Origin of the sequence: Tateyamaria sp., assembly GCF_039945315.1 — a bacterium.
Taxonomy (GTDB): Bacteria; Pseudomonadota; Alphaproteobacteria; order Rhodobacterales; family Rhodobacteraceae; genus Tateyamaria.
In genome coordinates this window covers 22,424-48,832 of sequence record NZ_JBDUXB010000003.1, presented here as the reverse complement: position 1 = coordinate 48,832, position 26,409 = coordinate 22,424, and the positions used below count along the sequence as shown (strand labels likewise).

Genomic DNA, 26,409 nt, shown 5'->3' with positions numbered 1-26,409 from the left:
ATGGTCAGGCCTTGAGCATCATCAGTTGGTCGGGTGTTGGAGCGCGCAGTATCTCGGTGGCACTTAGTCCACGCTGGCGGGGCTGATCCCATGGATGGCCGTGCTCCACAAGGTCGAAGGCGCCGTTTTGGCCGACAAGCGTGGTGGCGCAGGATTTGGGATGTGCACACCCCTTGGCGCAGCCAGACACGTGCAGACCGTTTGGGTGCAATGGTGCGAGAGCACGCGCCAACATGCGTGTGTCCACAGTTGCCGCCTCGCACGCCGGCGCACCGGGGCAGGCATGGGCCGACAAAATCGGGTCGCGCGCCTCGGTCACAAAACCTTGGGCCACAGCGGGCTGCGCGTCTTCCAGCACAAACACGCGCCAGGGAGTGACACGCATCGCAGTTGCTTGACTGTCCGCCACGAGGTCGGAGAGGGCAAAAGCGTCCAAGCTTCCAAACGCGGCGCCATAGGCAATCCCTTGGGCCATGGGGCCGGGTAACAGGGCAATATCAGGCGCTGCAGGGGCATGAACACACCACTGATCAGGCGGTGGGCAGTGTTTGACGTGTTGCGCCATTCGCTTTGATGCGAAGCCATCTGAACTGACAAACCACTGCGCAGCCTCGATGAGTGCTGAAACTGCGGTTTCCGGCGCAATGGCCCGCCCAAGCGTCAGGCCATCCAGACGCAGAATAAGATCGGTACCGACGCCTGCCTCAAACCTGAAATCGGCGGGTGTGCCCTGAAGGACGGGGCGGGGTCCTGCATCGATTGCCACACCCATCTTCGCAGGCAGATCAGGCATGTCGCCGATTTGTTCACAAAGGCTGTCATGGAGGTGCTGGTTGATATCCCCGACCTGCCAATGCGGCGTGATCGTGAGATTGCGCCGGCTCTCCTGTGCGGGCGTTTCGTCAAGCAGGCCAAGGGGCAGCAACGCCTCCAATACCTGCTGATGGGCGTCTTCAGACACACCGCGCAGTTGCAGATTGGCTCGGCTCGTCAGGTCGATGGTGCCGTTCCCGAACTCCTGCGCAACGGCGCACAGACCAAGCACCTGATCCGCTGTCATCCGTCCAAGCCGTGGGCGCACCCGGATGATAAGCCCGTCGCCGGACATCATCGGGCGGTGAGCCCCCGGGCACCAGCCTTTGACCGTCATTGCGCGGCCTCAAGGGCTGCGCGGATCGAGTTGCGCCGCGTTTGCCACAACCCAGCTGCGTCGAGGGCCGCGAACTGATCAACCATGGCCTGATACGCGCCGGGATTGGCGTCGCGCAGGAATGTTGCGACCTGCGCATCGCCCAGTGTTGCCTCATGATAGAGATCAAAAAGGTGCGGTTGAACCACGCCTGCGAGGTGCGCAAAGGCGGCCAAATGATCCAACGTTGCCGCAATCTCGGCAGCACCACGAAAGCCGTGGCGCATCATGCCTGCCAGCCATGCAGGCTGCACCGCGCGGGCCTGTACAACGCGGGCGATTTCTTCGGGCAGAGCGCGGGCACGGGGGTGGTCCGGGTTGGTGCTGTCGAGGTGGTACAGGGCTGCACTGCCACCCGTGACAGCTTGTGCGGCGGCAAACCCGGCCTCATGTGCGGCGTAGTCAGAGGCCAGCAGAACATCGGTTTCAGGCAGGTCTTGCAGGTGCACAAAGCTGTCGGCCAGCGCCACACGTTGACGTATGCCGTGCGCGTCCTTGATAGCGTCACTGCCATCCAACGCGTATGCACTTGCGGCAAGCCACGCGCGCCCTGCCGCCACGCGGCTCTCTTCGGTGAATGTTTCAAGGTCGGCACCCATACCTAGGCCAAAGCTGCCCGGTGCAGGGCCATAGACGCGCGCGGACGCCTGCCGCCCTGCATAAGGGTTCCAGTCGGGGGCTTCGTCGCGCGCGGCAAGTGTGCGGACCGCTTGGTTGAACAGAGCAGACAGCGTCGGGAACACGTCACGGAATAGCCCCGAGACGCGCAAGGTCACGTCCAGACGGGGACGATCGAGGTCCGTAATGGGAAGGACTTCAATGCCGGAGACGCGTTCTGATCCGGCATCCCAGATCGGCTTGACCCCCAAAAGGTGTAGCGCCATCGCGAATTCTTCGCCTGCCGTGCGCATGGTGGCCGATCCCCAAAGATCGACGATCAGCCCACGCGGCCAATCACCGTTGTCCTGCAAGTGGCGGCGTACCAGTTCCTCGGCCAGTTTGACGCCTTGGGCATAGGCCGCCCGGGTCGGCACAGACCGTGGATCTGTGGTGAACAGGTTGCGCCCGGTAGGCAAAACATCTGTGCGCCCGCGATAAGGAGAGCCGGACGGGCCTCCGGGAATGCGTCGCCCGTTCAGAGCGGCAATGAGGTTGGTGGTTTCGGCATTCACCGACGCGGCCTGCCCGTCAGGCGCACCGGTCGGTGTGCCCCGGCCCCAGATGTGCAACCCGTCGCCAAACTGGCTTTCCTTGATGTCGCAGACAAAGCGGTCGATGCGGGTGATCGCTTCGGCTGTAGACGTTGCGCGGGCAAGGCCAAGGTCATCTTCGACCCCCAGCGCCTGCGCCTCAGCGCGGATGTCCTCTTGGAGGCGGTCGCGGCGTTTGGGGTCAAGACCGTCGGCATTGGAGAATTCATCGAGCAGCGATTCAAGACGCAGCAACCGATCTGGTGTTGCGCTGTCCTTCATGGGTGGCGGCAGATGACCAAGGGTCATTGCCCCGATACGCCTTTTGGCCTGCGCCGCTTCGCCTGGATCATTGACGATAAAGGGGTAGAGGACCGGTGTGTCCCCAACGAGCACCTCTGGCCAGCAGGCGTCGGACAGTGCGACGGATTTGCCCGGTAGCCATTCCAGTGTGCCATGTGCGCCAATGTGGATGAAGGCCTGAGCCTGCGTGCGCAACCAAAGGTAAAAGGCGACATAAGCATGGCGCGGTGTGCGGGCGAGGTCGTGGTAGTCGTCGTCTCGCGCTTCCGGCGTGCCGCGCTCGGGTTGCAAGGCGATGGTGACGTTGCCCCGCCGCAGAGCCGGAAATTGGAATTTTCCGTCCAGCGCTTCGTCTGCGGGGTCTCCCCACGCAGCCGTTAGATCGTCCTGAAGCGATTGAGGCAGGTCGGCGAACGCGGATTTGTAAGCTTCAAGCGGCCATGTGAGTGTCTCATGACCCAAGGCGTGATCGAGAGGCGTGCCCTCACGCCTTGTGCTGTGGCCAGCATCTCCCAGGTCTTCGAGGATCGCCTCTGCTGACGCCAATGCGTCGAGCCCCACGGCATGGGCCATGTTCCAGTCTTTGCCAGGATAAGTACTGAGAACCAGCGCCAAATGGCGGTCTTTCGGCGCTGTTTGGGCAAGCTCAGTCCATGCCTTGACCTTATCGGCCACGGCTTGCGTCTGCGCTATGTCCGCTTTGTGTGCGTAGCGTGAAAATTGCAGGTCTGAATCGCGGGCCTGTGGCTCTTTGAACGAGGAAACGCCTGCGAACAAACGTCCGTCGACCTCTGGCAAGACAACATGCATCGCAAGGTCGGCCGGCGAAAGGCCGCGTTCCGCCTCTGCCCACATGTCGCGGGTCGACGTGGCAAGAGCCACCTGAAACACCGGCACGTCGCCTGCGTCCAGAGGGGATGTGCCGTCCTTGCCTTTGCCGGAAAACGCGGTGGCGTTGACGATAGCGCAAGGGGCGAGGCTTGCAATCTGGCGGGACATCCAGCGCGCGGCATCAGGGGCCTTGAGCGAAGGTGAAAACAGCCCCAACACCCGGAACCCGCGCTGCCGCAGAGCCTCAAACAGCGCTTCAATGGGCGAAAGATCGGCCGCCGCGAGATAAGCCCGGTAGAAGGTTACGATCACAAGGGGCCTATCGTCTTCGGCGTGGATCAACGGGCAGGACAGCCCGTGTTCTGGCGTCCAAGCACCGACCATTGGCAAAGACTTGGCACCTCGCACCGGTCCTGCATAAAGGCCCGAGGCCAGCGCCATTTGCGCCAACGCGGCTTGCGCGGCCACAGCACCACCCGTGTCGCAAAGATGTGCAAGTCGGCGCAGGGTCGACACAGGCAAGGTCGACATCTCGTCCAACCGCGTATCCACACGCCCGTCGGCCGGCAGCACGGCGAGTGCAATGCCTTTGGCTTCAGCCAGTGCGCGCACCTGTTGCAGCCCATAGGACCAGTAAGGCACGCCACCGATCAGGCGGATCAGGATGCCCTTGGCGCCCGCAAGCGTTTGCTCAACATAGGTGTCGACCGAAAGCGGGTGTTTTAGCCCGACAAGATTGGCGAGCCGCAGAGTCGGCATGCCATCCGCACCGCCACCACGATGCCAGCCTGCGCCAAACGCGCCAAGATCACTGTCCGAGAACGACAACACCACCAGATCCGCAGGCGTTTGCCCCAGATCGGTGGGTGTCTCGGTCTCTTCTAGCCCATGGCTTTCGCGAAAGACGACGTGCATGTGGCACCTTTGCTATTCAGCGGCTGCCGGAGTCTTAACCAATGCGGCGCTGATGGCTGCAGCGCTCACGTCGTCATGTTCGGCAATCACGACCAAACGGCCCTGCCGCGGCTCATTCTGGCCCCACGGGCGGTCAAACTGGTGGCGCACCCGCGCGCCAACCGCCTGCACGAGCAACCGCATTGGTTTGCCGGTCACGGCAGCATAGCCTTTGACGCGCAGAATGTTCTGTGATTTCGCCATTTCTTCGATCCGAGCAGCCAGCTCGGCTGGGTCGCTCACTTCGGGGATGTCGATGATCACGGACTCAAAATCGTCATGCTCATGATCGTCGTGCCCGTCGTGATGGGAGGGACGAGCATCGATGTCGTCTTCGGCGGCGGCCTCAAGACCAAGGATCACGCGAGGGTCCACGGCACCTTCAGCCACTTCGACCACGGGCAGGGGGCGCGGTGTTTCGGCGGCAATCACTTCTTTGGCGCGCGCAATGCCCTCTGGCCCTGCGAGGTCGGGCTTGGTCAGCAGGATGATATCTGCGCAGGCGATCTGGTCCTCGAACACCTCGGACAAAGGCGTTTCGTGATCCAGTGAGTCATCGGCCAGACGTTGTGCATCAACCGCGGCGACATCAGGGGCAAAGCGACCCGCAGACACGGCTTCGGCATCGGCCAATGCGATGACGCCATCCACAGTGATCTTGCTCCGGATATCGGGCCAGTCGAACGCTTTGAGCAGCGGTTTAGGCAGCGCAAGACCGCTGGTTTCAATCAGGATGTGCTCAGGCTGCGGGTCGATGGCCATCAGGGCCTCGATTGTGGGGATGAAATCATCTGCAACCGTGCAGCAGATGCAGCCATTGGCCAGTTCCATGATGTTTTCCGCCGGGCACTCGGGAATGGCGCACAATTTCAGGATTTCGCCGTCCACACCCACATCACCGAACTCGTTGACGATAACGGCCAGCCGCTTGCCTTGCGGGTTCTGCATCAGGTGGCGGACAAGGGTTGTCTTGCCCGATCCAAGAAAGCCGGTGATGACAGTGACGGGGATTTTGTTGAGGTTTGCCATATTCAAAACTCCTGCGGAGGGATGCGGGCGATGCAATTTTTGCGAAAATGTTCGGGGCGGGTGCGCCACGGGACAAGACCGTCCTCGGTGGCGGCGTATTTGGCAATGCCGTCGACGACCATGTCGGCGTCGCGGTCTTCCATGAGGTTGCCGTAGACATAGGTCCAGCGCTGGGCCCCGCCGCGCACTGCCACCGAACAGCCGGAGGAGCAGTTGGACAGGCATTCCACCGCTTTAAGGGTCACCCCTTCGGGCATCGTGCGGGCCGCCAGTTCAGCGTGCAATACTTCACCGGGTCGGGTGCCGCCTTCGGGCACCTCAGTCTCGCGACGGCATTTGACGCAGACCAACAATTCGACGGGGGGCAGGTCGCTCATCTCTTATCCCATGTTTTGGGCGTGGGCAGGGATGGCGGGTGGCGCGAAGGCCAAAAACTCCCGACACCCGGAACACCCCGTCCGGTTTCGTCAACGTCATGCTGGCAGGTCTCCCGGCTTGCGGATGTCAGGTTTCCCTAGTGGCCACCCTGCCTTCCCGACCTTGGGCCAGTGGCAATGGGCGACCTTCTCCGGTCACGGTCGCGGGGGCGGCTGCGTTTCAGTGCTCGGCACCGTCTGCATTCCCTTTTCACCCGAGGTACCTCGAGCACCAGCGTATCCGTAGTGCGCGCGGTTCGGGCGCGAGTCAAGCGGGGTTGTGCAAAGCCTGCACGCCGCGCGGCGCTTTGTACTCTGGCGATTGCCCCGCAGCCGTGCCAAACAAAGTGCAGACCTTCAAATCGCCGGAGCCCTGCCCATGGACGACATCACCGAACGCCACAATGCCAAGATGAAAAAGATCAAGGCGGCCCGCGATAAGATGATGGAAACCAAGACCGAAGAAAAAGGTCTGATCATTGTCCACACCGGACCGGGCAAAGGAAAGTCGTCATCCGGGTTCGGGATGATCATGCGCTGCATTTCGCACGGCATCCCTTGTGCAGTGGTCCAATTCATCAAGGGCAACTGGGACACCGGGGAAAAGACCTTCTTGCGTGACCGTTTCCCTGACGAGTGCCGGTTCTTTGTGTCTGGCGAAGGCTTTACCTGGGAAACGCAGGATCGAGAGCGCGACATCCTTGCGGCCAAGAAGGGCTGGGAAATCGCCAAGGAGCAGATACTGGACGACGAGGTCGACTTTGTTCTGCTGGACGAGATCAACATCGCCCTGCGCTATGATTATCTGGACATTGACGAAGTGGTTGATTTTCTGTTGGAGAAAAAACCACCCATGACCCACGTGGTTCTGACGGGCCGCAATGCCAAGCCAGAGCTGATCGAGGCTGCGGATCTGGTGACCGAGATGACGCTGATCAAACACCCATTCAAAGATCTGGGGGTGAAGGCGCAGAAGGGCGTTGAATTTTAGGTCTGCCAATCTGGCGTTGTTCTGGTTGAGGCCAACTGCAGTCGCATCCGACATCATAACTACAAATGAAATGAGCGCGATAAGGCGCTCGAATTCAATTTCAAGATCGAAATGTTCTAGGTTGCTTTCTTGCGCCGACGCATTGCAAACAAACCACCAACTCCAGCGATCAGCATAAAGCCCGCGGCAGGCAAGGGTACCGGCTCCAGAACAATGTTGATGTCGCCGTGGTAGGGAGTGCAATTAGAACTGCAACCTGCTTCTGCCAGCGTAAACCAAGTCGACAAACCAAACAAAGCTATGTCCTTGTCATTCGCGCCCACGCCCACCTGAACCTTGAATGGTCCATCCGAGTTGCTTCCACGTAGAGACGAGAGAACAAAATTCGACAACGGAGCATCACCCGTGAGGGGAATATAACTGAGAGTGCTTGTGCGACTTGAATCAAGTTCATAGAGGGTCCAAGCACTCCCATCCGGACCACCATCTATCGTTTTGTAACCAACGTTGGTGCCGGTGAATTCCGTGAAGTACATGTCCAGTCGAAAAGCCTGACCGTTGCCGTTCGCAACTTCCCCGGTCAAGGCGGCCGACGACCCGTCCACTGTGAACTTGCCGAAGCCCGGCGATCTATTCTCAAACTTGAAGTGGTTCTTTTGATTGCCAGCCGTGTTACCGCCAATCGCCCCAGGAGGGTTATCTCCGGAAAACCAAAGCGAGTGATTTCCCGCACCTTCTTTGACATTGCTGGTCGCGTGGTAAACTGTTGCAGCAAATGCCGATGACGTGCTGACCACCGCAATTGCAGCCGCTGCAAGTACAGTTTTTAGCCTAAATGAATGCATTTTTTCCCTCGAACTGGATACAAGTGCGCACCTATTGCGGCACCGAACATGCGCGATGCGTTCCAGTTGCGTACGGACGGGTCAAGGATTTGCGGCCGCATTCTAGCCACATTCTACCGGCGAGGGAGATTTCTAGTGCCTGTCACCACAATAAGTAGAAGTTCGACTCATCGTGGTGCGTTGGGGGCGCTCTCGTAAGTTGAGAATCGCAAAACCGCAAAGCCGACTTCGGCTTCACGGTTAGCAAAAAAGGTTACGAATTAAAGGTCGCGGTCTTAGCTACCGGTCAGCAGGCCAAGGCTTTGCAGGTCAATGGCGCTTGCAGCCGCCGGTATCAGGATCGCGAGACCCAGGAGCAACATCGTTTTCCGTTCGCGCGCTTTTTTGGCTTTGCGGCGACGCTCGGGAGTGTTCGTGAAATCCAGCATGGGCTTTCCGTTCTTTCCTTATGATGCGATGAAGCAGAACGTAGCGTTCAATCAGGGCAAAGCTGAGCAGTGAAAGAGACCTTATTGTGACCGCCCTGATGATCCAAGGCACCGGTTCCAACGTTGGCAAATCCATGCTTGTCGCGGGGCTTTGTCGGGCGGCTTTGCGCCGAGGCTTGTCGGTTGCGCCCTTCAAGCCGCAGAACATGTCCAACAATGCGGCTGTGACCCAAGATGGTGGCGAGATTGGGCGCGCACAGGCTTTGCAGGCGATGGCTTGTGGTGTGTCGCCGCACACCGATATGAACCCCGTCTTGCTGAAACCTGAAACCGATGTTGGCTCTCAGGTTGTTGTACAGGGCAAGCGCTTGGCCACCGTGAAAGCGCGGGAATATTCGGATCTCAAGCCGAAGCTGATGGCACCTGTTCTCGACAGCTTTGAGCGCCTGAAATCGCAGCATGAAATTGTGCTCGTCGAAGGGGCGGGCAGCCCGGCTGAGATCAATCTGCGCTCCGGCGACATCGCAAACATGGGTTTTGCGCGGGCCGCCGACTGCCCGGTAATTTTGGCGGGCGACATTGACCGGGGCGGCGTGATCGCTCAGATCGTTGGAACCAAGGCTGTGATCGATCCCGAAGATGCGGCGATGATCGCAGGTTTTCTGATCAACCGGTTTCGTGGTGACCCCAGTCTGTTTGATGACGGCTACGCGATGATCACAGATCACACGGGCTGGTGCGGCTTTGGGGTTGTGCCGTGGTTTCAGGATGCATGGAAACTGCCCGCCGAGGATGCGCTGGACATCTCTACACCGGAACGGGACACGGGACTGCATATCGTCTGCCTCAAACTGTCCCGCATCGCGAATTTCGACGATCTGGACCCGCTGGCGCAGGAACCGGGTGTGAAGCTCACCATGCTGCATGCAGGCCAGCCTTTGCCCGGCGATACGGATGTCGTGATCATTCCGGGATCAAAGTCGACCATGGGCGATCTTGGTTTTCTCAAGGCGCAAGGCTGGGACGAAGATATCCGCGCTCACTGTCGTCGTGGGGGGCACGTACTTGGCATCTGCGGCGGGTTCCAAATGCTCGGGTGCATTGTCGCTGACCCGGAGGGTATCGAAGGCCCGCCCGGGCAGGCCGAAGGTATCGGCTTGCTGGATGTCGAAACGACCATGACTGGGGACAAGCGATTGACCACCATCGAGGCCGTGCATGCGGCGACGCAGCAGCGCTTTGACGGTTATGAAATTCACATTGGCCGGAGCGAAGGCCCGGACCGCGCGCGTCCCTTTGCGCGCGTGGACGGGCAAGACGAGGGCGCAATCAGCCCCGATGGACGCATTGCCGGCAGCTACTTGCATGGAATGTTTCGCGATGACGGGTTTCGCGAGGCTTGGCTGGCAGGATTTGGGGGGTCCGCAACGGCCATGGCCTATGACCAGACAGTTGAGGCGACGCTGGATCTGTTGGCCGATCATCTGGAAACACATCTGGACGTGTCCGCACTTTTGGCTTGCGCGCGCTAGGCGTCGGGTCAAAGGTTGCAGCGATGCCCCATATTGTTCTCGAATACTCCGAAAATCTGGAAAACAGGCTCGACATGGGCGCTCTGTGCCATGCTCTCAAGGATGCCGCCGCCTCAACCGGTGTTTTCCCGCCCGCTGGTATTCGGGTGCGCGCCCATATGGCCAATCACGTGGTGATCGCAGATGGGGATCCAAGGCACGGCTTTATCGACATCACAGTACGCCTCGGGGCAGGGCGGGATGCAGCGGCCAAGACCCGCGCCACTGATGCGGTCTTTGATGCAGCGAGCGATTTTACGTCCGAGGTGATGGCTTCCACCCCGTTTATGCTTTCGCTCGAGTTGCGTGAAATCGATCCGGAATACAGTCGCAAAGCCAGCTCAATCCGGGACTATCTCCCACCGGAAATGCACTGAGGCGCGCAGGCGTCCTGCACGGTTGCTAGTCCTCAAACTGGAAAGGCGGCAATTGCTGAAAGGCCAGCTTCAACGCCTCGCCCCAGCCGTTTGAAACCGTTTGATAGTAGGGATCATCGGGTTCCACGCGCGCTGCATGCTCGATTTGCAGGCTGTCCGAGTTGTAGGTCACGTAGTCCAGTGGCAGCCCGACAGACAGGTTCGACTTGATCGTGGAATCAAAGCTGACCATGAGCAGCTTTACCGCATCCTCAAACGACATCTTGGGATCGTGCGCGCGCACAAGTATCGGCTTGCCATACTTGGCTTCGCCGATCTGGAAAAATGGTGTGTCGTCAGAGGCTTCGATAAAGTTGCCCTCAGGATAGATCAGGAACAGGCGGGGCGGGGCGCCCGCTATCTGTCCGCCCACGATCAGGGTTGCCCCGAACGCGCCATCGGCCTCTTGTCCCGTCGTGGCATTGTCTCCGATCACCTCTCGCAAGGTGCGGCCCACTTCGCGGGCAATCTGGAACATCGATGGAGCCTGCAACAGCGACGGGTTGCGGTCTTCGGGGGCCTTGGCGCGTTCGTCGAGCAGGCTGATCACAGATTGTGTGGTCGCCAGATTGCCGGCTGTCATGATCACGATCATACGCTCACCGGGAACTTCCCATGTGTGCATCTTCTTGACAGTGGAAATGTTGTCGACGCCCGCATTGGTCCGGGTATCGGACATGAAGATCAAACCGGCGTTCAGCCGCATCCCCACGCAATATGTCATAGTACCATGTGCCTTCTGCGCAAACGAGTCGCCGGGTGTTGTACCCGTAACTGACTTAGCTTTGCGTTACTGTTGTTGGACTTGCAATGCCACAGACATCGCCTCGCCCGCTTTCCCAAATCGTAGCCCGGAAATAGGCGCCGCCCCACGGTAATCCAGCCCCGTCGCCACGCGGATATAGCGCGCATCTGGCGAGATACCATTCGAGATATCAAAGCCGACCCACCCAAGTTCCGGCACATGCGCCTCAGCCCAAGCGTGGGTGGCATCCTGATCGATCCGGTCATCCATCATCAGGTAACCCGATACATAGCGTGCCGGAAACCCAAGTGCGCGCGCACAAGTGATAAAGACATGGGCGTGATCCTGACAGACTCCGTGACCAGCACTCAGAACATCTTCGGCCGTCAGATCAGCAGCAGATTGATCAGTGGAGTAGGGCACTGCCGTGAGGATATGCGCCGACAGACCATGCAGTATTTCCAGCGGAGAACCGTCCTGTTTGGCCGAAGCGATCAGTGCCTCAAGTTGAGGGCCCAATTTGGTCAGATCGGTGCTGCGCTGAAACAGCCAAAGGGGCACATAGCCACCTTGTGGACCAACAACACCATTGTGGTCATCTACATCCACAGTGCCACGACAGATGATCTCGATTTCCGTCTCGCCGGGGGTGAAGCTCACCAGATCTACAGAGTTCGCATGTTCGTCCTCGAACGCCACCTCGACTTGGCCGCCTCGAACTTCGATGTCCCAGTCCACGATGGTCTGGCCGGGGCGCGATTTGGGACGCAGGCGGACTTGCTGCAAGGCGTAAGGCACCGGCTCGTTGTAGGTGTAGTGGGTTTTGTGTTCGACTCTCAGGCGCATATCATCACTCGCTGAACCTATAGTCGATCTCGATCTGCCGACCCAGACTGGCGCTGTCGCGCAAGAAGTCAGAGATGAACTCATGCAGGCCGTAATCGAAAATCGCGCTCATATCCTTCGTCTTGAACCGCCGGCACAGGTTGTCTGCCAAAGCATGGCACTCATGCCGCGCATTGTATTCTTCGGCCAGGAAACCCAGGTTTTCGCCGATCTTGCGGTAACAAAAGGCCAAACTGCGCGGCAATCGCCCGTCAAGGATCAGGAACCGGGCAATGGCCATCGGGTCCGTCTCGCCCTCGTGCAGGGTTTGATAGGCGCGCGTGGTCGAGGTGGCGCGCAGGATCGTGTCCCACTGAACATTGTCCGAGGCGGAGCCAACAAGGCGCACGGACGGCAGCAGGATGTAGTATTTTTGGTCCAGAATGCGGGCCGTGTTGTCGGCCCGTTCAAAGAACGTGCCGATGCGGCCAAAGTTATACATGTCATTGCGCACCATGGACCCATGCTTGGCTCCGCGCACAAAGGCACTGCGCTGGCGGATGATCTGCAGTACGCGCGGCAGGTCTCGGTCCTCAACAGGCTGTGACAGCAGACGTTTCAGCACCATGTAGCACTCGTTCACGGCTTCCCACACTTCGCGGGTGAGGGCAGTGCGCACGACGCGGGCGTTCATCCGCGCGCCCTCGATCTGGGCCATGATGCTTGCCGGGTTGTTCGGATCACGCAGCAGGAAATCGATGATCTTCGCCCCATAGGGCTCACCGTGCAGCGAGGCATATGTCTCGCTCAAACCGGTCGACGACAGAATTGCCGTCCACTCGCTTTCCGCAGCACTCGACCGGGTGAGCGAAATGCGCAATCCAGCATCGATCATCCGGGCGGTATTCTCTGCCCGCTCAAGATAGCGGAACATCCAGAATAGGCCGCCTGCGGTTTTGCCTAACATCGCCTAGTCCTCCAGCACCCAAGTGTCCTTGGTGCCTCCACCCTGAGACGAATTGACGATCAGGGACCCTTCGGTCAACGCAACGCGGGTCAGACCACCTGGCGTGATATCGACGCGTTCCGGTGACATCAGTGCAAAGGGGCGCAAATCGACGTGGCGCGGGGCGAGCCCTGCTTCGGTCAGGATTGGCACGGTAGAAAGCGCCAGCGTCGGCTGGGCAATGTAGTTGTCAGGCTTGGCCGTCAGTTTTGCCCGGAAGGCCTCGATCTCCTTTTTCGAAGCCGCAGGGCCGACCAACATCCCATAACCACCAGATCCGTGCACTTCCTTGACCACCAATTCGGACAGGTTGTCGAGCACGTATTTCAACGCTTGCGGATCAGAGCAGCGGTGCGTGGGTACGTTTTTCAGGATCGCCTTTTCGCCCGTGTAGAACTCAACGATATCAGGCATGTAACTGTAGATTGCCTTGTCGTCGGCGATGCCTGTGCCGGGCGCATTGGCGATCGTGATACCGCCCGCGCGGTAGACATCCATGATGCCCGGAACGCCCAACATGCTGTCGGGATTAAAGTTCATCGGATCGAGGTATTCATCATCCACGCGCCGATATAGCACGTCGATGGCTTTGTATCCTTGGGTCGTGCGCATGGCCACGCGCCCATCCACGACACGTAGATCGTGGCCTTCAACCAGTTCGGCGCTCATCTGATCGGCGAGGAAGGCGTGTTCGTAATAGGCCGAGTTGTGGATGCCAGGGGTCAGTACAGCTAGTCTTGGCCGCCCTTCACAGGCATCTGGGGCGCAAGCCAACAGCGAACGGCGCAAAGAACGAGGGTACTGACCGACCGAGCGAACCTTTACGTTGGAAAACAACTCGGGAAACATGTGCAGCATGGTTTCGCGATTTTCGAGCATGTAGCTGACGCCGGACGGGGTGCGCGCATTGTCTTCGAGCACAAAGAACTCGTCATCGCCTGTGCGCACAAGATCGGTTCCGACAATGTGGGTGTAGACGTCACCGGGGGGCGATACGCCAATCATCTGCGGCAGGAAGGCCTCGTTGCGGGCAATCATTTCAGCCGGCATGCGGCCTGCGCGGACAATTTCCTGACGATGGTAGATATCGTGGAGAAACGCGTTGAGGGCGCGCACCCGCTGTTCGATACCCTTGGACAAGAGCGCCCACTCCCGTGCGGCGATGATCCGTGGGACCAGATCAAAGGGGATCAGCCGTTCGGTGGCGTCCGGATTGCCGTAGACATTGAAGGTAACACCAATCAGGCGAAACAGGGCTTCTGCCTCTTCGGACTTTTTCAGCAGTCGTGCATTGTTTTCGCCAGCAAACCACTTGCAATACGCTTCATAGGGCAGGCGCGGACCGCTGCCGGTCCCATTCATCTCGTCAAAGTACTTTGGCGTATTCGGCATATGTTCAGCCTGCACAAATCGTGAGGACCTGCAACCGGCTTGTCTTTCCGGCATCAGATGTCTTCGATGGTGCGCCTAATTCGCAGGCACTCTCTGCACCTGCTCTGGAAACGCGGCCGCGCACGATTTCTTGTGAAAGGAACTTGGCCAATTTTTCACGTCGCAAAATTGCCCTGCTCATCGGTACGCAGATGCTGGACACTGCCCCGCCAATCCGCCACGCTGATGCGGCCACAGGGAGGATCAAAACCATGGACATGTCATTCACGCTGCGACCCGAAAACCGCGATTTGCTGGAGCGTGTTTCGACCATGATCCGGGACGAGATCATGCCGATGGAAGAGGAATACGCCGCCGAAGTCGGCAAGGGCGACCGCTGGCAGTACACGGACCGCCAGACCGAGATCCTCGAAGGGTTGAAAGCCAAGGCCAAGGCGGCCGGTTTGTGGAACTTCTGGCTGACAGACAGCGACAAGGGGTTCGGCCTGTCGACGGTTGAATACGCGCATTTTGCAGAAGAGATGGGCAAAACGCCGCTCGGGGCCGAAGTCTTTAACTGCTCCGCGCCAGATACCGGAAATATGGAAGTGTTCGAGCGCTACGGCACCGAAGCGATGAAGCGCGACTGGCTAGCCCCGCTGTTGGAGGGCAAGATCCGCTCAGCCTACCTTATGACCGAACCCGACGTGGCTTCTAGTGACGCCACCAATATCTCGATGTCCTGCGTGCGCGACGGGGATCACTACGTCCTGAACGGCGAAAAATACTGGGCCAGCGGGGCAGGGGACCCGCGCTGCAAGGTGTATATCGTCATGGTCAAAACCCAAGGCGAAGAGGCCGCAAAACACAAGCGGCAGTCAATGATCGTGGTGCCAGCTGGAAGCCCGGGCATCGAAGTGCTGCGCCCCATGCTGGTCTATGGTCACGACGATGCGCCGCATGGGCATATGCACATCCGTTTCACGAACGTGCGCGTCCCTGCCGAAAACCTGCTGCTGGGTGAAGGGCGGGGGTTCGAAATCTCACAAGGGCGGCTTGGTCCCGGGCGCATTCACCACTGCATGCGCGCCATCGGACAGGCCGAGGCGGCTTTGGAGCTGATGTGCAAACGTTCTCTGTCCAAAGAGGCATTTGGCAAGCCGCTCGCCCAACTTGGCGCAAACTACGACATCATCGCCGAGGCGCGGATGGAGATCGAAATGGCGCGTCTGCTGTGCCTCAAGGCCGCATGGATGATGGATCAGGGCGATGCGCGCGCGGCAGCTCCTTGGATCAGCCAGATCAAAGTCGTCGCGCCGCGTGTGTCGCTCAAGGTGATTGACGAAGCAGTGCAGATGCATGGCGGGCAGGGGATCAGTCAGGACACCCCGCTTGCCCATGCATGGACACATCAGCGCACCCTGCGCCTTGCGGATGGACCGGACGCCGTGCACCGTCGGCAAGTGGCACGGGCCGAGTTGAAGAAATACACCCAACAAAAATTGTAGGGTGGTGCGCAAACAGGCACGGTTCATGGTTGGATTTTAGCGCAGAAGTTCTTGCGCAGAATTGGAGGGGGCGTCGCTTTCCGAACGTTTTCGGTGCCGAAAAACGCTTGCATAAATCCCGTCACGCGCTCCTAATCGTCACTATGACAGACTTGGTACTTACGGCATGAAGGACCACGCGCCTCAAACCCTGCCTCTGCGCCCCCCGGGCGAGGTGATGCGGCTTGAGCGTATGGGGGCCATGATGCCCACGCGTCTGAGCTTTCTCAGAGCGCTGATCCGCCGTCTTTGCACCGAACGGGCTGCGATAAAGCGCACCCATTGGGACATGTCGCCTGACGGGCATGGGCGCGCTGTCTACAGCGTGGAACTGGGCGGGCACACCTATTCGCTTGTGGCCATTTCGAACGACCTGCCCGCCGATCAACGCAGTGACCGGGTAATCGCAACGGCTTGGGATGCGGCCTTTGTGCTTTATGATGGCACCCCGGGTATCGCTGACATTGACCGCATCGCGGCTCAGGCGCCGCTTCAAGAGGCGGGGCGTTTCAGCCCGAAAGATCTGGTGCTGAGCCGCGCAAACAAGTCCGTGCGGATGTGGGACGCAACCGTCGCGGCACTGCGTTCAGGCGGGCAACCAGATGCGGCCATGATCCGCGACATCGGCTACCTGATGCGCACGACCGCTGTTTATGGCAACGGCAAGTTCGGCATAGCCGACCGTCATCTTATCGAAACACGCGATGGGCTAGGCGGCCCGTTTGCTGCAGAGATGCTGGCCGTGTACCTGATCCGCCATTTCACGCTCGACCTTGTGGCGCATGTCGGGCGCGCGCCGCTTGACCCGGTGCTTGCGCGCCATTTCGGGGTCGGTAATGCCACGGGCCTTGGTATGGCACCGTTCCTCGTGACCCACCCCGTCCTGCTCAACAACTGGATGCTGGCAAGGGAAACCGCCATTGCTCGGGTGCGCGCACTTGATGGACTGAGTGCAAAGCAGCGCGCCTTGATTGCTGCATTGGGTGCACGTGCCACACGGCATCTGACAGAATGGCACGTTCCCGCGGCAGATCACGATACCATTTTGCGCGACCTCGAAACCGAATGGGCGGGCTTTCTCCCGCACCTCGAAACATTGAACGGCCAGTCCCCGATCGAGACGCTGTGGCAAGCCGCCCAAAGCCAAAGCATACCATTGCAGGAACTGTTGGTCGCGCTGCTGATCGAGGCTTTCCCAGACGAAGTGGACGGCCTGACCGAGTGCATGGGGGATCCATTTGGGCCATTGACGACGCCGTTTGCGGGTACGGACGCGCTGCGCGCTGCGATCGAGGCAGATTGGTCATGGGCGCTGGCCCAGGATTACGAAGACCCCGCAATGTGCCGTCGGTTTTGGTACGTGAGCGAGGCAAAGCTTGAACCGCGTCTTGGTGATCGCTTTGCCGATGACGGAGCCGAGCTGGAAACCCCTCTGGACATCGCCCGCCGAGTGGCCGCCCTGCACGCAAACCTGCCCGCACAGGATCAGAGCGTTTCAAGCTTCCTGACGGACCATCCCGAACACGCCCATGCCTGCGCCCGTATCGCTGTTTTGGCGCGCTACCCTTACGCCGAAATTCGCGATAATCTGATCGCTGCGACCTGTCGTCCTATTGATATGCTGCGCTGCAAGCTCAGTTTCTTTGGTGCGACAAAGTTCGACCCCAAGTCTGACCTGTGGACCCGGATCACTCTGGCCCAAGGCGCGCCTTTGGGGGATGAACTGTCGCCAGAAGCGGATGATTGGTGGCTGCCGGTGCTGGGATGACAGAAAAATCGTGGACTGAAATTCAGGCCCTTGCGGTCAAAGCGGCGACGGGGGCGGCGGTTCCGCCCGCGCAGGCACTGGCCTTTGGCGCTATGGCAACCCGCCATCTGGCCGATGGCGGGCCCGAGGCGCCGCTGTCCGACGCTTTGAGCCATTCAGGCACGATTGTGGACCTCGCCCATCAGATTGAAGTAGTGATCGAAACGGCATCGATTTCGGAACAACCTGTGCGCGTTGCAGAACAGGATTCCGGGCGCCGCGCGCTCCTCATAAGCTGGCTCGCAAGCCTGCCCTGTCAGGCAGAGACCAACGCCACGTCTGCAGAAATACGGGTCCGCCTGTCTCTGACCGACCCCAGCGCACGCACCCGCCCGGCGCGGGTGCACATTGGGGCAGCTCTGCTTGATCAGATGCAAGACCTTGCCGCGCGCACCTATGTGCCTGACAGCGAGGCGTCCCGCTCCAGCGGGGCCGGGGCCGGGCTGATGGATCTCGACTAGGACGCTTCAGGCGCGAACGGATCGTCCGGATAGCCGACGCCTGCCAGATACAACCCCGTGGGCGGACAGACCGGCCCACACGCTCCCCGATCCCGCGCGTTAAGCGCCTCCAATACTTGATCCGGGTGCCATGACCCTGCGCCGACACGCTCCAACGTGCCGACGAAGCTGCGCACCTGATTGTGCAGGAACGACCGGGCGCACACGTCGAAATGGATTTCAGTACCATGGTCCCCCTCGACAGACCGCACATCCAGACGATCCAACGTTTTAACGGGACTGTCCGCCTGACAGATAGTCGAGCGGAAAGTGGTAAAGTCGTGCTTGCCGATCAGATGTGCCGCCCCGGCCTGCATGGCGTCCACGTCGAGTTGCTGTTTGATGTGCCAGACCAAACCCTTGAGATGGGTGGCAGGCGCCCGACGGGTGAGGATGCGGTAATGATACCGCCGCTCGCGCGCCGAAAATCGGGCGTGCCAGTCCGGGGCGACTGCGGCGCAGTCGACAATCGCAACGGGCACTCGGCGCAAATGATAGTTCAGCGCCTCCGAAAGACGGAAGGGCGACCAATCCTGAGTCAGATCGCAATGGGCAACTTGTGCAAGGGCGTGCACGCCTGCGTCGGTACGCCCGGCGGCCGCGATGTTGTGCACGCCGGGCTCCAACTCACTCAGCGCCGCCTCGACCGCGCCCTGCACCGAAGACAGGTCCGTCTGGCGCTGCCAGCCCACAAACGGGCCCCCGTGGTACTCAATTTTCATGGCATAGCGTGGCATGGCCCGAGCACCTAACGCCAAAGCCCGGAGCTGGCAACGCAGAACCAGCACGAAGCCTCCAAAGCCCAAAAACCCTCTTTGTCTCGCCAGATAGGCGCGTTCCGGAGACTGCCGCCGCATCAGGGCACGCCACACGTCTCTGGCGATGCGACGTCCTGCACCTTATGTACATCCCCAAGGCCAAAGGAGAAGTGCCACGTGGTTCTAACGACAATCGCCGACGGGGTGCTCGATGTGGCCCAGGGCATCTACGACACCGGGGCCGACCTTGTGGGGACGCCAACGATCCGGCTGGGGGTCACCGGGCTTGCGCGTTCGGGCAAGACGGTTTTCATCACGTCGCTCGTTGCCAACCTGCTGGACCGGGGGCGGATGCCGCACCTGCTGGCGGCAAGTGAGGGGCGCATTGCTGCTGCCTATCTCCAACCTCAACCGGACGACACCGTGCCCCGCTTTGACTATGAGGCGCATATGGGCGCGCTCACCGGGCAACCGCCACGCTGGCCCGACAGCACGCGCGCTGTCAGCGAGCTGCGGGTGTCATTGCGTGTCAAACCGAACGGGTTATTGGCGGGGTTGCAGGGCCCGCGCACCGTGCACCTCGACATCATCGACTACCCCGGCGAATGGCTGCTGGACCTAGCACTCATGGATCAAAGCTATGACGACTGGTCGGCGGCAACACTCGCACGGCTTGCAACCCGCGACGCCGGGGCAGAGTACTGCAAGGCGGAGGCTACAACCGATGGTGCCGCCAAACTGGACGAAGTGCAGGCCAAATCACTGGCTGCCACTTTCACAGAATACCTACACGCCGCTCGCGCAGCAGGGTTCTACGATTGCACGCCGGGGCGGTTCTTGTTGCCGGGTGACTTAGACGGCTCGCCCGTACTGACATTTGTACCCCTGTCGCCGGGCGATGCTCCGCGCCGTTCGCTGCGGCGAGAAATGGCACGGCGCTACGAGGCCTATAAATCTCAGGTCGTGCGCCCATTCTTTCGCGATCACTTCTCCCGGATCGACCGGCAGGTGGTGCTGGTTGATGCACTCGGCGCAATCCACTCGGGGCCTGCAGCAGTCGAGGACATGCGCGCGGCGATGGCTGACATCCTTGGGGCCTTCAAACCGGGGCGCAACGCGTTCCTGACGCGACTGTTCCGGGGCAAGCGCGTCGAAAGGATCCTTTTTGCCGCGACCAAGGCCGACCACTTGCACCACTCTCAGCACGCACGTCTGACAGCAATTATGGAGGCGCTGACACGTGACGCGAGCGACCGCGCCCGTTTTGCCGGTGCAGAGACGCAAGCGTTGTCACTGGCCGCTTTGCGCGCCACGACAGAGGAAACGATGACCCACGATGGGGCGCCATTGGATGTGGTGCGGGGCACTTTACTCGAAACTGGCAAACAGGCGGCCTTTTACCCCGGCGCGTTGCCGGAGGATCCCTCCCATATTCTTTCGCCCGCCAAGGACGGGGCGGCTGCGTGGCTGGATGAGGACTACCAGATTATGCGCTTTGCCCCGGCACCACTCAACCTGCGCCCCGGCGACGGGCCACCGCATATGCGCATGGACCGCGCGGCCCAGTTTCTGATCGGAGACAAGTTGTGAGCGCGATGCATTTGCGCCCGGCGCGCAGCACAGATGCCGGCAAGGTGGGTGGAATCCTGTCTGAGTTCATCGATACCACAGTATGGATGCCCCGCATCCATACGCGCGCAGAAGATATTGGATTTGCAGGGCATATGATCGAAAGAGGCTGGGTAACCGTCGCCGAAAACGAAGGTCATATCAGCGGTTTCGCAGCACTGGAAAACGAAGACATCCAATCGCTCTACGTTGCTGCAAACGCCCGCCGAACTGGCGTCGGGTCTGCTCTGATCACGTCGCTGAAAGAGAAGGCGACCCGACTAAGCCTGTGGACCTTTCAGGCCAACACTGATGCTCAGGCGTTCTACCTAAACCACAGCTTTGAAGTGGTCGAAGAAACTGATGGCGCGGGCAATGATGAAGGGTTGCCGGACATGCGTATGGAATGGAAGCGAGGGGCACAGTAATGGCGCAAAAAGGACCAGTCCTGATCGACCTTGAGGGCGATGTGGCACCGGCTGTCAGTGACGCGCCACCCGTGCCTGACACGGATTTACCAGTACCTTCGGGGGCGGCCATGCAGATGGCTGCGCGCACAATGGCGCGCAAGCCCTCGCGTCTGGCGCGGGCGTTCTGGGCCGTGGCGGGGGCGTTGCTGACCGCCGTGGTCAGCGCGGCAGCATGGGATTTTGTCACTGGCTGGATCGAACGCTCACCTGTTGTGGGCTGGACCTTTGCCAGCCTTACAGGGGCCTTTTTGCTGATCCTGCTGGGCATCGCAGTGCGCGAGCTTGCAGCACTCAACCGGCTGACGCGCATAGATGGTCTGCGTCATGCCGCATCTGAGGCCCTTGAAAACCAGGATCTTTCGGCGGCACGTGTTGTAACGGACCGGCTTGTGTATCTCTACAAAGCGCGCCCGGACACCGAATGGGGGCGGTCCCGGCTGGCCGAATTGCGTGGCGATCAGATGGACGCGCTGGGCCTGATTGCACTGGCAGAAGACACACTGCTGTCCCCGCTGGACGCGGCGGCAGAGCGGGAAGTTGCCTCAGCCACACGACAGGTCGCCACAGTAACCGCTCTGGTGCCGATCGCGCTCGCTGATGTTGTGGCAGCGCTCACGGCCAACCTGCGCATGATCCGTCGGATCGCAGAAGTCTACGGCGGACGCGGCGGGTTCTTGGGCAGTTGGCGGCTGACACGCGCGGTGATGACCCATCTGGTCGCCACAGGAGCCGTGGCAGTGGGCGACGACATGCTCGAGCCACTACTTGGAGGCTCGATCCTTGGCAAACTGTCGCGCCGTTTTGGCGAGGGTTTGGTGAACGGCGCGCTCACGGCGCGTGTCGGGGTCGCGGCCATAGAAGTGTGCCGCCCACTCGCCTTTCAGGCTGGAAAACGTCCCAAAGCGCGCCAATTGGTCAAACAGGCCCTCAGCGGGCTTTTCCCGTCAAAGGCCTCTGACACAAAGGACTGACATCACATGGAAACCTTTGCCGCTGATCTCAATACCATGGTGCGCACGCCTCTTAGTGAGGATCACGTGGCTGCCATGCGCAAGGTCGGGACAATCATCAATGTTCAACCGGGTGAATGGTTCCAGAAGGCAGGCGAGCGGATCGAGACGTTTCACTATCTCGTCGAGGGCGAAACCGAAGCGATCAACGCCGCCACCGGCGAACGCTATGGCAATGCCACCTTGGGGCCGGGGCAGTTCTTCGGGGAATTGGCATTTTTGAACGGAGGGCGCACGCTGATGGGCGGGCGGGCTGTGGTTGATACAAAATTGCTCTGCGTGCCACGGGATGAGATGCTGCGGCTGATGTCCGACATTCCGGAAATGTCCGACATCATCATCACAGTCTTCGCCGCGCGCCGGCGCCGCATGCTGGAGAGATCCGAAGGCGGGCTGACACTCATTGGTGGGGAGGTCGACCGAGACGTCTGTCGGATCGCAAGCTTTGCCGCGCGCAACCGTATTCCTTTCGTCGAAGTCGAGATTGACAGCGACGAAGGCTCAGACCTCGCCAATCAATGCCGGATCGACCGCGCGCACCCCGCAGTAGTCTTTGCCAAACATCAGGTGATTGATCCGCCGACCCCACGCGGCGTGGCGATAGCCCTTGGGCTCGATCTGTCCCTGCGCAAGGAGGACGTGTTTGACGTGGCCATCGTGGGCGGGGGTCCGGCAGGTGTGGCAGCGGGCGTCTATACTGGGGCCGAAGGGTTGTGCGCTGTTGTGCTCGAAGACCTCGCGATTGGCGGTCAGGCGGGCACATCATCGCGGATTGAAAATTACATGGGCTTTCCAACCGGCATTTCAGGCGGCGACCTTGTCGGGCGCGGCGAAGTGCAGGCGATGAAATTTGGCACCCGTTTTGCGATGCCCGTGCGGGCGCGCCATCTTGAGCAGTGCGAAAAGCGGCTGTTTCACATCCGTCTCGACCGTGACGAATGGGTGTCCGCCCGCGCGCTGATCGTGGCAACTGGCGTGCAATACAGGCGCATGGATCTGGAAAACCTTGAAACACTTGAGGGGAGTGGGGTCTATTACGCCGCTACGGACGTCGAGGCCCGCTATTGCAAGAACACCGAAGTGGCGATCATTGGTGGGGGCAATTCGGCCGGGCAGGCGGCCATGTTTTTGGCGCGCACGGCGCGGCATGTACATGTGCTTGTGCGCTGAGAAAGCCTGTCATCCTCGATGTCGGACTACCTGCTGCAACGCCTTGAAAGCCATCCCCGCATCACCATCCATCTTTGCACCAGCGTGACCGCCTTACACGGGGACGACACGCTCGAAGCGGTCACCGTGCGCAATCGCAATGAGGGTGCAGACTGGCGCATTCCAACCAAGGCGCTGTTTGTCATGGTGGGAGCGGCGCCCAATACCGGGTGGCTCTCGGGACTCGTGGATCTGGACGAACGTGGCTTTGTGCGCACTGGCTCAGAGGTTGGCGCGCAATCCCCGTTCGAAACATCGCGCCCCGGTGTATTTGCTGTCGGCGATGTGCGCGCAGGGTCAGTGAAACGCGTGGCCAGCGCCGTTGGGGAAGGGTCGGTCGTTATGTCTGCCGTTTGGGGGCATATCAACGACTAATCGAGGCCGTGCACAACGTGCCAGTTTCCGCCTGCGCACAGAGGTCGGGAGTTCCGTGCCTTTTGATCACGCCTGTCCGCCCCTATTTTGAGAGTGATCTCAAGAGGGTAAATGATGGAAGCGTTGGTGGTTTTGTTGGGTCTGGTGGTTTTGGCCATACCCGTTGGCGTGATTTACCTGCTCGTGGCGCAGTCGGGTTTGCGAGGCCGGATCGCAACGCTGGAGGCAGATATCGCACGTCTGATGGCAGCGTCTCCTGCAACAAAGCCCGGCGAACTATCGCTAGAACGCGATAAATCCAAAACGCCCGCAACATCTCAAAAACCTGCCGAAAACAAAGATAAAGCGACTGCGCAACCACCAGAACCTGCGGCAGCCCGTGTGATCGCGGCCAGAAAAGCTGTTGAACAGCCCGCCACTCCAAGCGGCACAAGCCGTGGGCAGATCGCCCTGTCGTGGGCCGTGAACAACTGGTTTTACATGGTCTCGGCCCTTTCTCTTGCACTGGCCGGCTTATTTCTCGTGCAATACGGGGTGGAGAACGACCTGTTCCCTCCCACAGCCCGCGTGCTTGCTGCACTGACTTTTGGGGCTGTTTTGATCGGAGGGGGCGAGGTAATCCGCCGCCGCTATGGCGACGGCCCGGACAGCACGACGGCATACATTCCGTCCGTCTTTTCGGGAGCAGGCCTGGTGTCGCTGTTTGGCGCAGTCGCCGCCGCGCGGCTTCTTTACGATCTGATCGGGGTTGAGGTTGCGTTTGCCGGCATGGCAAGCGTAGGCCTGTTGGGTGTGGCCCTTGGTTGGTTGCACGGCCCTTTGCTGACAACTGTTGGCGTGGTTGGTGCGTTTTTAGCGCCACTGCTGGTCGGCAGCACGGTGCCAGCGAACAACTGGCTTTACCTGTACTTCGGGATCATCACGGCGGTGGGTCTTGGGGTAGATACGCTACGCCGTTGGGCTTGGGTGTCCGCACTGAGTGTCGCTTTGGGCTTTGGTATGGGCTGGCTGACTCTGCAGGGTGGTGGGACAAGTTTGACTGTTGGTTTTCAGGTGTTTGTGCTTGCGTTGGCTGGCCTGTCCATTCTCATCCCGGCGCGGAGCATTTGGCCGGATCATGACGGCCAGCTTGTCACTGGATGGGTGATGCACCCCTCGGGTCCGCGCCCGGGATTTCCGACAGCCTTGGCCCTTGCAGCGGTCGCAGCGGCCAGTTTTGGTTTGATCTGGACCAGCGGCATCGGCGCGGATGGGTGTTGGCCCGGGATCACCGGGTTGGTCGTTCTTGCCATCGCGCTGGCCCTGTGGTCGCTGTCAGCACCTGCCTTGCAGGATATGGCCCTGGTGCCCGCCCTTGGGCTGATCTGCGTCGTGGCCTTGGAAGGGCAGATGGGCGGACCCGTGGTGCGCGCATTCGAGGCAGCCTATGCCGAGAGTGCCGAGGCGGACTATCCCATTGCCGTGACGCTGCTCTGGGGCCTTGGTCTTGGTCTGAGCGCTCTAGCGGCAGGGCGCGCTCTGCGACCCGGTTTTGGGGTCGCGTGGGCCATGGGGGCGGCCGTGCTCGCGCCCGCGATGGCGATCGCGCTTGAGGTTACATGGCAGCCCGCACAGGTCGTAGGAGCCTATCCTTGGGCGCTCCATGCAATGGTGATGGCCGCGGTCATGGTTGCCCTCGCGCTGCGGTTCGCTCGGGTGGACGGAGAGGACAAAACGCGGGCATCTTTGTTTGTTCTATCGGCGATGGCAGCAATCAGTTTCGGCCTCGTTCTGATCCTGTCATCTGCTGCACTCACGGTGGCGTTGGCGATCACTGTGCTGGTGGCAGCACTTCTGGACCGCCGGTTTGACCTGCCACTGATGCAGTTGGCCGTGAGCGTCGGTGTGATTGCCGTGGGTGCTCGTTTGATTGCTAATCCGGGATTGCCATGGGCGCTTGACGCGCCCGTTTGGGAGATCCTGCTGGCCTATGGCGGCGCGCTTGCGGCCTTCGTGGCCGCTTTGTGGGCGATCCGCGGAAAGGCGCGGGTCAGTGCGACTGTTATGCTTGATACCGCCGCATGGTCCACGGGCGGGACACTGATGTCGCTGTTGTTGTTCCGCTTGCTCGAGAGGATGGCGGGCGTCGACAACAGTAACTCCCACTGGGCCATGGGCCTTTATGCCACGATATGGCTGGGGTTGATGACGGCGCAATTGCTGCGCCTGCAGGATCTTGGCGGCCTTCTGGGTATCGTGCGGGTGGGACTTGCGGCTGTGTTCGGATGTATCGGGTTTGGCGCCCTGGCCCTCGGCCTTACGATCTTTTCTCCGCTTTTGACAAATTGGGGGAGTGACGTTGCGGGTCCTGCAGTCTTTAACACGCTTCTTGTAGCCTATCTGTTTCCGGCCATTGTGCTGGGGCTGGCCGCTTGGCAGCTGCGCTACCGGATCCTGCGGCTTGGTTTGTTCAGCTTTGCTATCGGGCTGTCAGCGGTCTGGGCCTTTGCGGCGCTGCGCCATGTCTGGAAGGGCGCGCAAGGGATGGAATTGAGCAATGGGTTTTTGCAGTCCGAGCTTTACAGCTACACAGTCGCGCTGCTCGTTGTGGGCGCAGCGCTGTTCTATCAATCTCTCGCACGCGGCTCGACCATGCTGCGCAGGGCCGGGCTTGTAGTGATCGGACTGGCGGTGGCCAAAGTGTTCCTGATCGACATTTCCGGACTTGAGGGGCTGACCCGCGTGCTGTCGCTCGTGGTGTTGGGCCTGTCCCTGGCGGCACTTGCCTGGTCCAACCGTTGGGCACAGGCGCGTGTGTCTTCGGACTGAGCGCCATGGGATTTTCGATCCAGAGAAAGCAGGGACTTGTGAAGCGGTGCACCCCCGTCTAAAAGCTCGCCCATGATGCACGCGACCATCATTCTGCGAATTATATCCCCGGCGCTCTGATCTAACCTTCGAGCCGCCGGACAAAGGTGCTTGAGCTTATCGCACCGCCCATGCCATTCCTCGCCCAAGATGATCTATGAAGGACGC

Annotated in this window: 21 protein-coding genes, 1 pseudogene and 1 riboswitch; of the genes and pseudogenes, 11 read left to right on the top strand and 11 right to left on the bottom strand. The window is 60.4% G+C overall.

The window, feature by feature from the left end; translation table 11 throughout:
• Positions 1 to 4 precede the first annotated feature (4 nt).
• The 4 genes from ABJD00_RS00765 to ABJD00_RS00750 are packed head-to-tail and all read right to left on the bottom strand — an operon-like array spanning position 5 to position 5,873.
• Positions 5 to 1,150 carry a cobalamin biosynthesis protein CobG gene (locus tag ABJD00_RS00765; RefSeq protein ID WP_413830134.1) on the bottom strand — a complete coding sequence of 382 codons (1,146 nt, stop codon included), beginning with the start codon at positions 1,148 to 1,150 and terminating at the stop codon, positions 5 to 7.
• On the bottom strand, positions 1,147 to 4,428 hold the full coding sequence (gene cobN / locus ABJD00_RS00760) for a cobaltochelatase subunit CobN (RefSeq protein WP_413830132.1): 3,282 nt from the start codon (positions 4,426 to 4,428) through the stop codon (positions 1,147 to 1,149). Before cobN ends, ABJD00_RS00765 begins: the two co-directional genes overlap by 4 nt.
• 12 nt (positions 4,429 to 4,440) lie before the next feature.
• On the bottom strand, positions 4,441 to 5,496 hold the full coding sequence (gene cobW, locus ABJD00_RS00755; RefSeq protein WP_413830130.1) for a cobalamin biosynthesis protein CobW: 1,056 nt from the start codon (positions 5,494 to 5,496) through the stop codon (positions 4,441 to 4,443).
• Between the two features lie 2 nt (positions 5,497 to 5,498).
• The gene (locus ABJD00_RS00750) at positions 5,499 to 5,873 is read right to left on the bottom strand and encodes a DUF1636 family protein (RefSeq protein WP_413830128.1); all 375 of its coding nucleotides are present in this window, start codon (positions 5,871 to 5,873) and stop codon (positions 5,499 to 5,501) included.
• An 85-nt stretch (positions 5,874 to 5,958) separates the two neighbouring features.
• Positions 5,959 to 6,164: riboswitch (cobalamin riboswitch) on the bottom strand.
• Positions 6,165 to 6,291: 127 nt separating this feature from the next.
• Here ABJD00_RS00750 and cobO point away from each other — a divergent pair.
• Positions 6,292 to 6,903 carry a cob(I)yrinic acid a,c-diamide adenosyltransferase gene (gene cobO, locus ABJD00_RS00745; protein ID WP_413830126.1) on the top strand — a complete coding sequence of 204 codons (612 nt, stop codon included), beginning with the start codon at positions 6,292 to 6,294 and terminating at the stop codon, positions 6,901 to 6,903.
• A 116-nt stretch (positions 6,904 to 7,019) separates the two neighbouring features.
• Here cobO and ABJD00_RS00740 read toward each other — a convergent pair whose 3' ends face one another.
• Both ABJD00_RS00740 and ABJD00_RS00735 read right to left on the bottom strand, forming a co-directional pair.
• Positions 7,020 to 7,748, bottom strand: coding sequence for a VPLPA-CTERM sorting domain-containing protein (locus ABJD00_RS00740; protein ID WP_413830124.1), 729 nt, complete (start codon positions 7,746 to 7,748; stop codon positions 7,020 to 7,022).
• Positions 7,749 to 8,023: 275 nt separating this feature from the next.
• The gene (locus ABJD00_RS00735) at positions 8,024 to 8,176 is read right to left on the bottom strand and encodes a hypothetical protein (protein ID WP_159089078.1); all 153 of its coding nucleotides are present in this window, start codon (positions 8,174 to 8,176) and stop codon (positions 8,024 to 8,026) included.
• 86 nt (positions 8,177 to 8,262) lie between these two features.
• On the opposite strand from ABJD00_RS00735, the gene ABJD00_RS00730 reads away from it, so the two are divergent.
• Together ABJD00_RS00730 and ABJD00_RS00725 are read left to right on the top strand one after the other, a co-directional pair.
• Entirely contained in the window at positions 8,263 to 9,708 is a 1,446-nt protein-coding gene (locus ABJD00_RS00730; RefSeq protein ID WP_413830122.1) for a cobyric acid synthase, read from the top strand.
• Between the two features lie 23 nt (positions 9,709 to 9,731).
• Positions 9,732 to 10,124: a 5-carboxymethyl-2-hydroxymuconate isomerase gene (locus ABJD00_RS00725; RefSeq protein WP_413830120.1), complete on the top strand. Its 393-nt coding sequence runs from the start codon at positions 9,732 to 9,734 to the stop codon at positions 10,122 to 10,124.
• Positions 10,125 to 10,149: 25 nt separating this feature from the next.
• Here ABJD00_RS00725 and ABJD00_RS00720 read toward each other — a convergent pair whose 3' ends face one another.
• From ABJD00_RS00720 to ABJD00_RS00705, 4 genes are all read right to left on the bottom strand, one after another.
• Entirely contained in the window at positions 10,150 to 10,887 is a 738-nt protein-coding gene (locus ABJD00_RS00720; RefSeq protein WP_413830118.1) for a peptidase, read from the bottom strand.
• A gap of 66 nt (positions 10,888 to 10,953) precedes the next feature.
• The gene (locus ABJD00_RS00715) at positions 10,954 to 11,754 is read right to left on the bottom strand and encodes a transglutaminase family protein (protein ID WP_413830116.1); all 801 of its coding nucleotides are present in this window, start codon (positions 11,752 to 11,754) and stop codon (positions 10,954 to 10,956) included.
• Positions 11,755 to 11,758: 4 nt separating this feature from the next.
• Entirely contained in the window at positions 11,759 to 12,700 is a 942-nt protein-coding gene (locus ABJD00_RS00710) for an alpha-E domain-containing protein (protein WP_413830114.1), read from the bottom strand.
• Between the two features lie 3 nt (positions 12,701 to 12,703).
• The gene (locus tag ABJD00_RS00705) at positions 12,704 to 14,131 is read right to left on the bottom strand and encodes a circularly permuted type 2 ATP-grasp protein (protein ID WP_413830112.1); all 1,428 of its coding nucleotides are present in this window, start codon (positions 14,129 to 14,131) and stop codon (positions 12,704 to 12,706) included.
• 251 nt (positions 14,132 to 14,382) lie between these two features.
• Here ABJD00_RS00705 and ABJD00_RS00700 point away from each other — a divergent pair, with 251 nt between their 5' ends.
• The 3 genes from ABJD00_RS00700 to ABJD00_RS00690 all read left to right on the top strand — a co-directional run bounded on the left by ABJD00_RS00700 (position 14,383) and on the right by ABJD00_RS00690 (position 17,925).
• Complete coding sequence (locus tag ABJD00_RS00700) at positions 14,383 to 15,618, top strand: acyl-CoA dehydrogenase family protein (protein WP_413830110.1); 1,236 nt, start codon at positions 14,383 to 14,385, stop codon at positions 15,616 to 15,618.
• A gap of 166 nt (positions 15,619 to 15,784) precedes the next feature.
• Positions 15,785 to 17,425 (top strand): hypothetical protein, encoded by a 1,641-nt coding sequence (locus ABJD00_RS00695; protein ID WP_413830108.1) that lies wholly within the window; start codon positions 15,785 to 15,787, stop codon positions 17,423 to 17,425.
• Positions 17,422 to 17,925, top strand: coding sequence for a hypothetical protein (locus ABJD00_RS00690; protein WP_413830106.1), 504 nt, complete (start codon positions 17,422 to 17,424; stop codon positions 17,923 to 17,925). The genes ABJD00_RS00695 and ABJD00_RS00690 overlap by 4 nt, the downstream gene beginning before the upstream one ends.
• Here the strand turns inward: ABJD00_RS00690 and truA are convergent.
• Positions 17,922 to 18,701, bottom strand: coding sequence for a tRNA pseudouridine(38-40) synthase TruA (gene truA / locus ABJD00_RS00685; RefSeq protein ID WP_413830104.1), 780 nt, complete (start codon positions 18,699 to 18,701; stop codon positions 17,922 to 17,924). The genes ABJD00_RS00690 and truA overlap by 4 nt on opposite strands.
• A gap of 198 nt (positions 18,702 to 18,899) precedes the next feature.
• On the opposite strand from truA, the gene ABJD00_RS00680 reads away from it, so the two are divergent.
• The 5 genes and pseudogenes from ABJD00_RS00680 (at position 18,900) to ABJD00_RS00660 (ending at position 26,202) form a co-directional block, all read left to right on the top strand.
• Positions 18,900 to 20,312: a YcjX family protein gene (locus ABJD00_RS00680; RefSeq protein ID WP_413830102.1), complete on the top strand. Its 1,413-nt coding sequence runs from the start codon at positions 18,900 to 18,902 to the stop codon at positions 20,310 to 20,312.
• A gap of 5 nt (positions 20,313 to 20,317) precedes the next feature.
• A complete protein-coding gene (locus ABJD00_RS00675) occupies positions 20,318 to 20,758 on the top strand; it encodes an N-acetyltransferase family protein (RefSeq protein WP_413830371.1) in 441 nt (146 codons plus the stop codon).
• A complete protein-coding gene (locus tag ABJD00_RS00670) occupies positions 20,758 to 21,771 on the top strand; it encodes a YcjF family protein (RefSeq protein WP_413830100.1) in 1,014 nt (337 codons plus the stop codon). Before ABJD00_RS00675 ends, ABJD00_RS00670 begins: the two co-directional genes overlap by 1 nt.
• A 6-nt stretch (positions 21,772 to 21,777) precedes the next feature.
• Positions 21,778 to 23,394 (top strand): annotated as a pseudogene (locus tag ABJD00_RS00665) (FAD-dependent oxidoreductase).
• A gap of 111 nt (positions 23,395 to 23,505) precedes the next feature.
• The gene (locus ABJD00_RS00660) at positions 23,506 to 26,202 is read left to right on the top strand and encodes a DUF2339 domain-containing protein (protein ID WP_413830098.1); all 2,697 of its coding nucleotides are present in this window, start codon (positions 23,506 to 23,508) and stop codon (positions 26,200 to 26,202) included.
• The last annotated feature ends 207 nt before the right edge of the window (positions 26,203 to 26,409 follow it).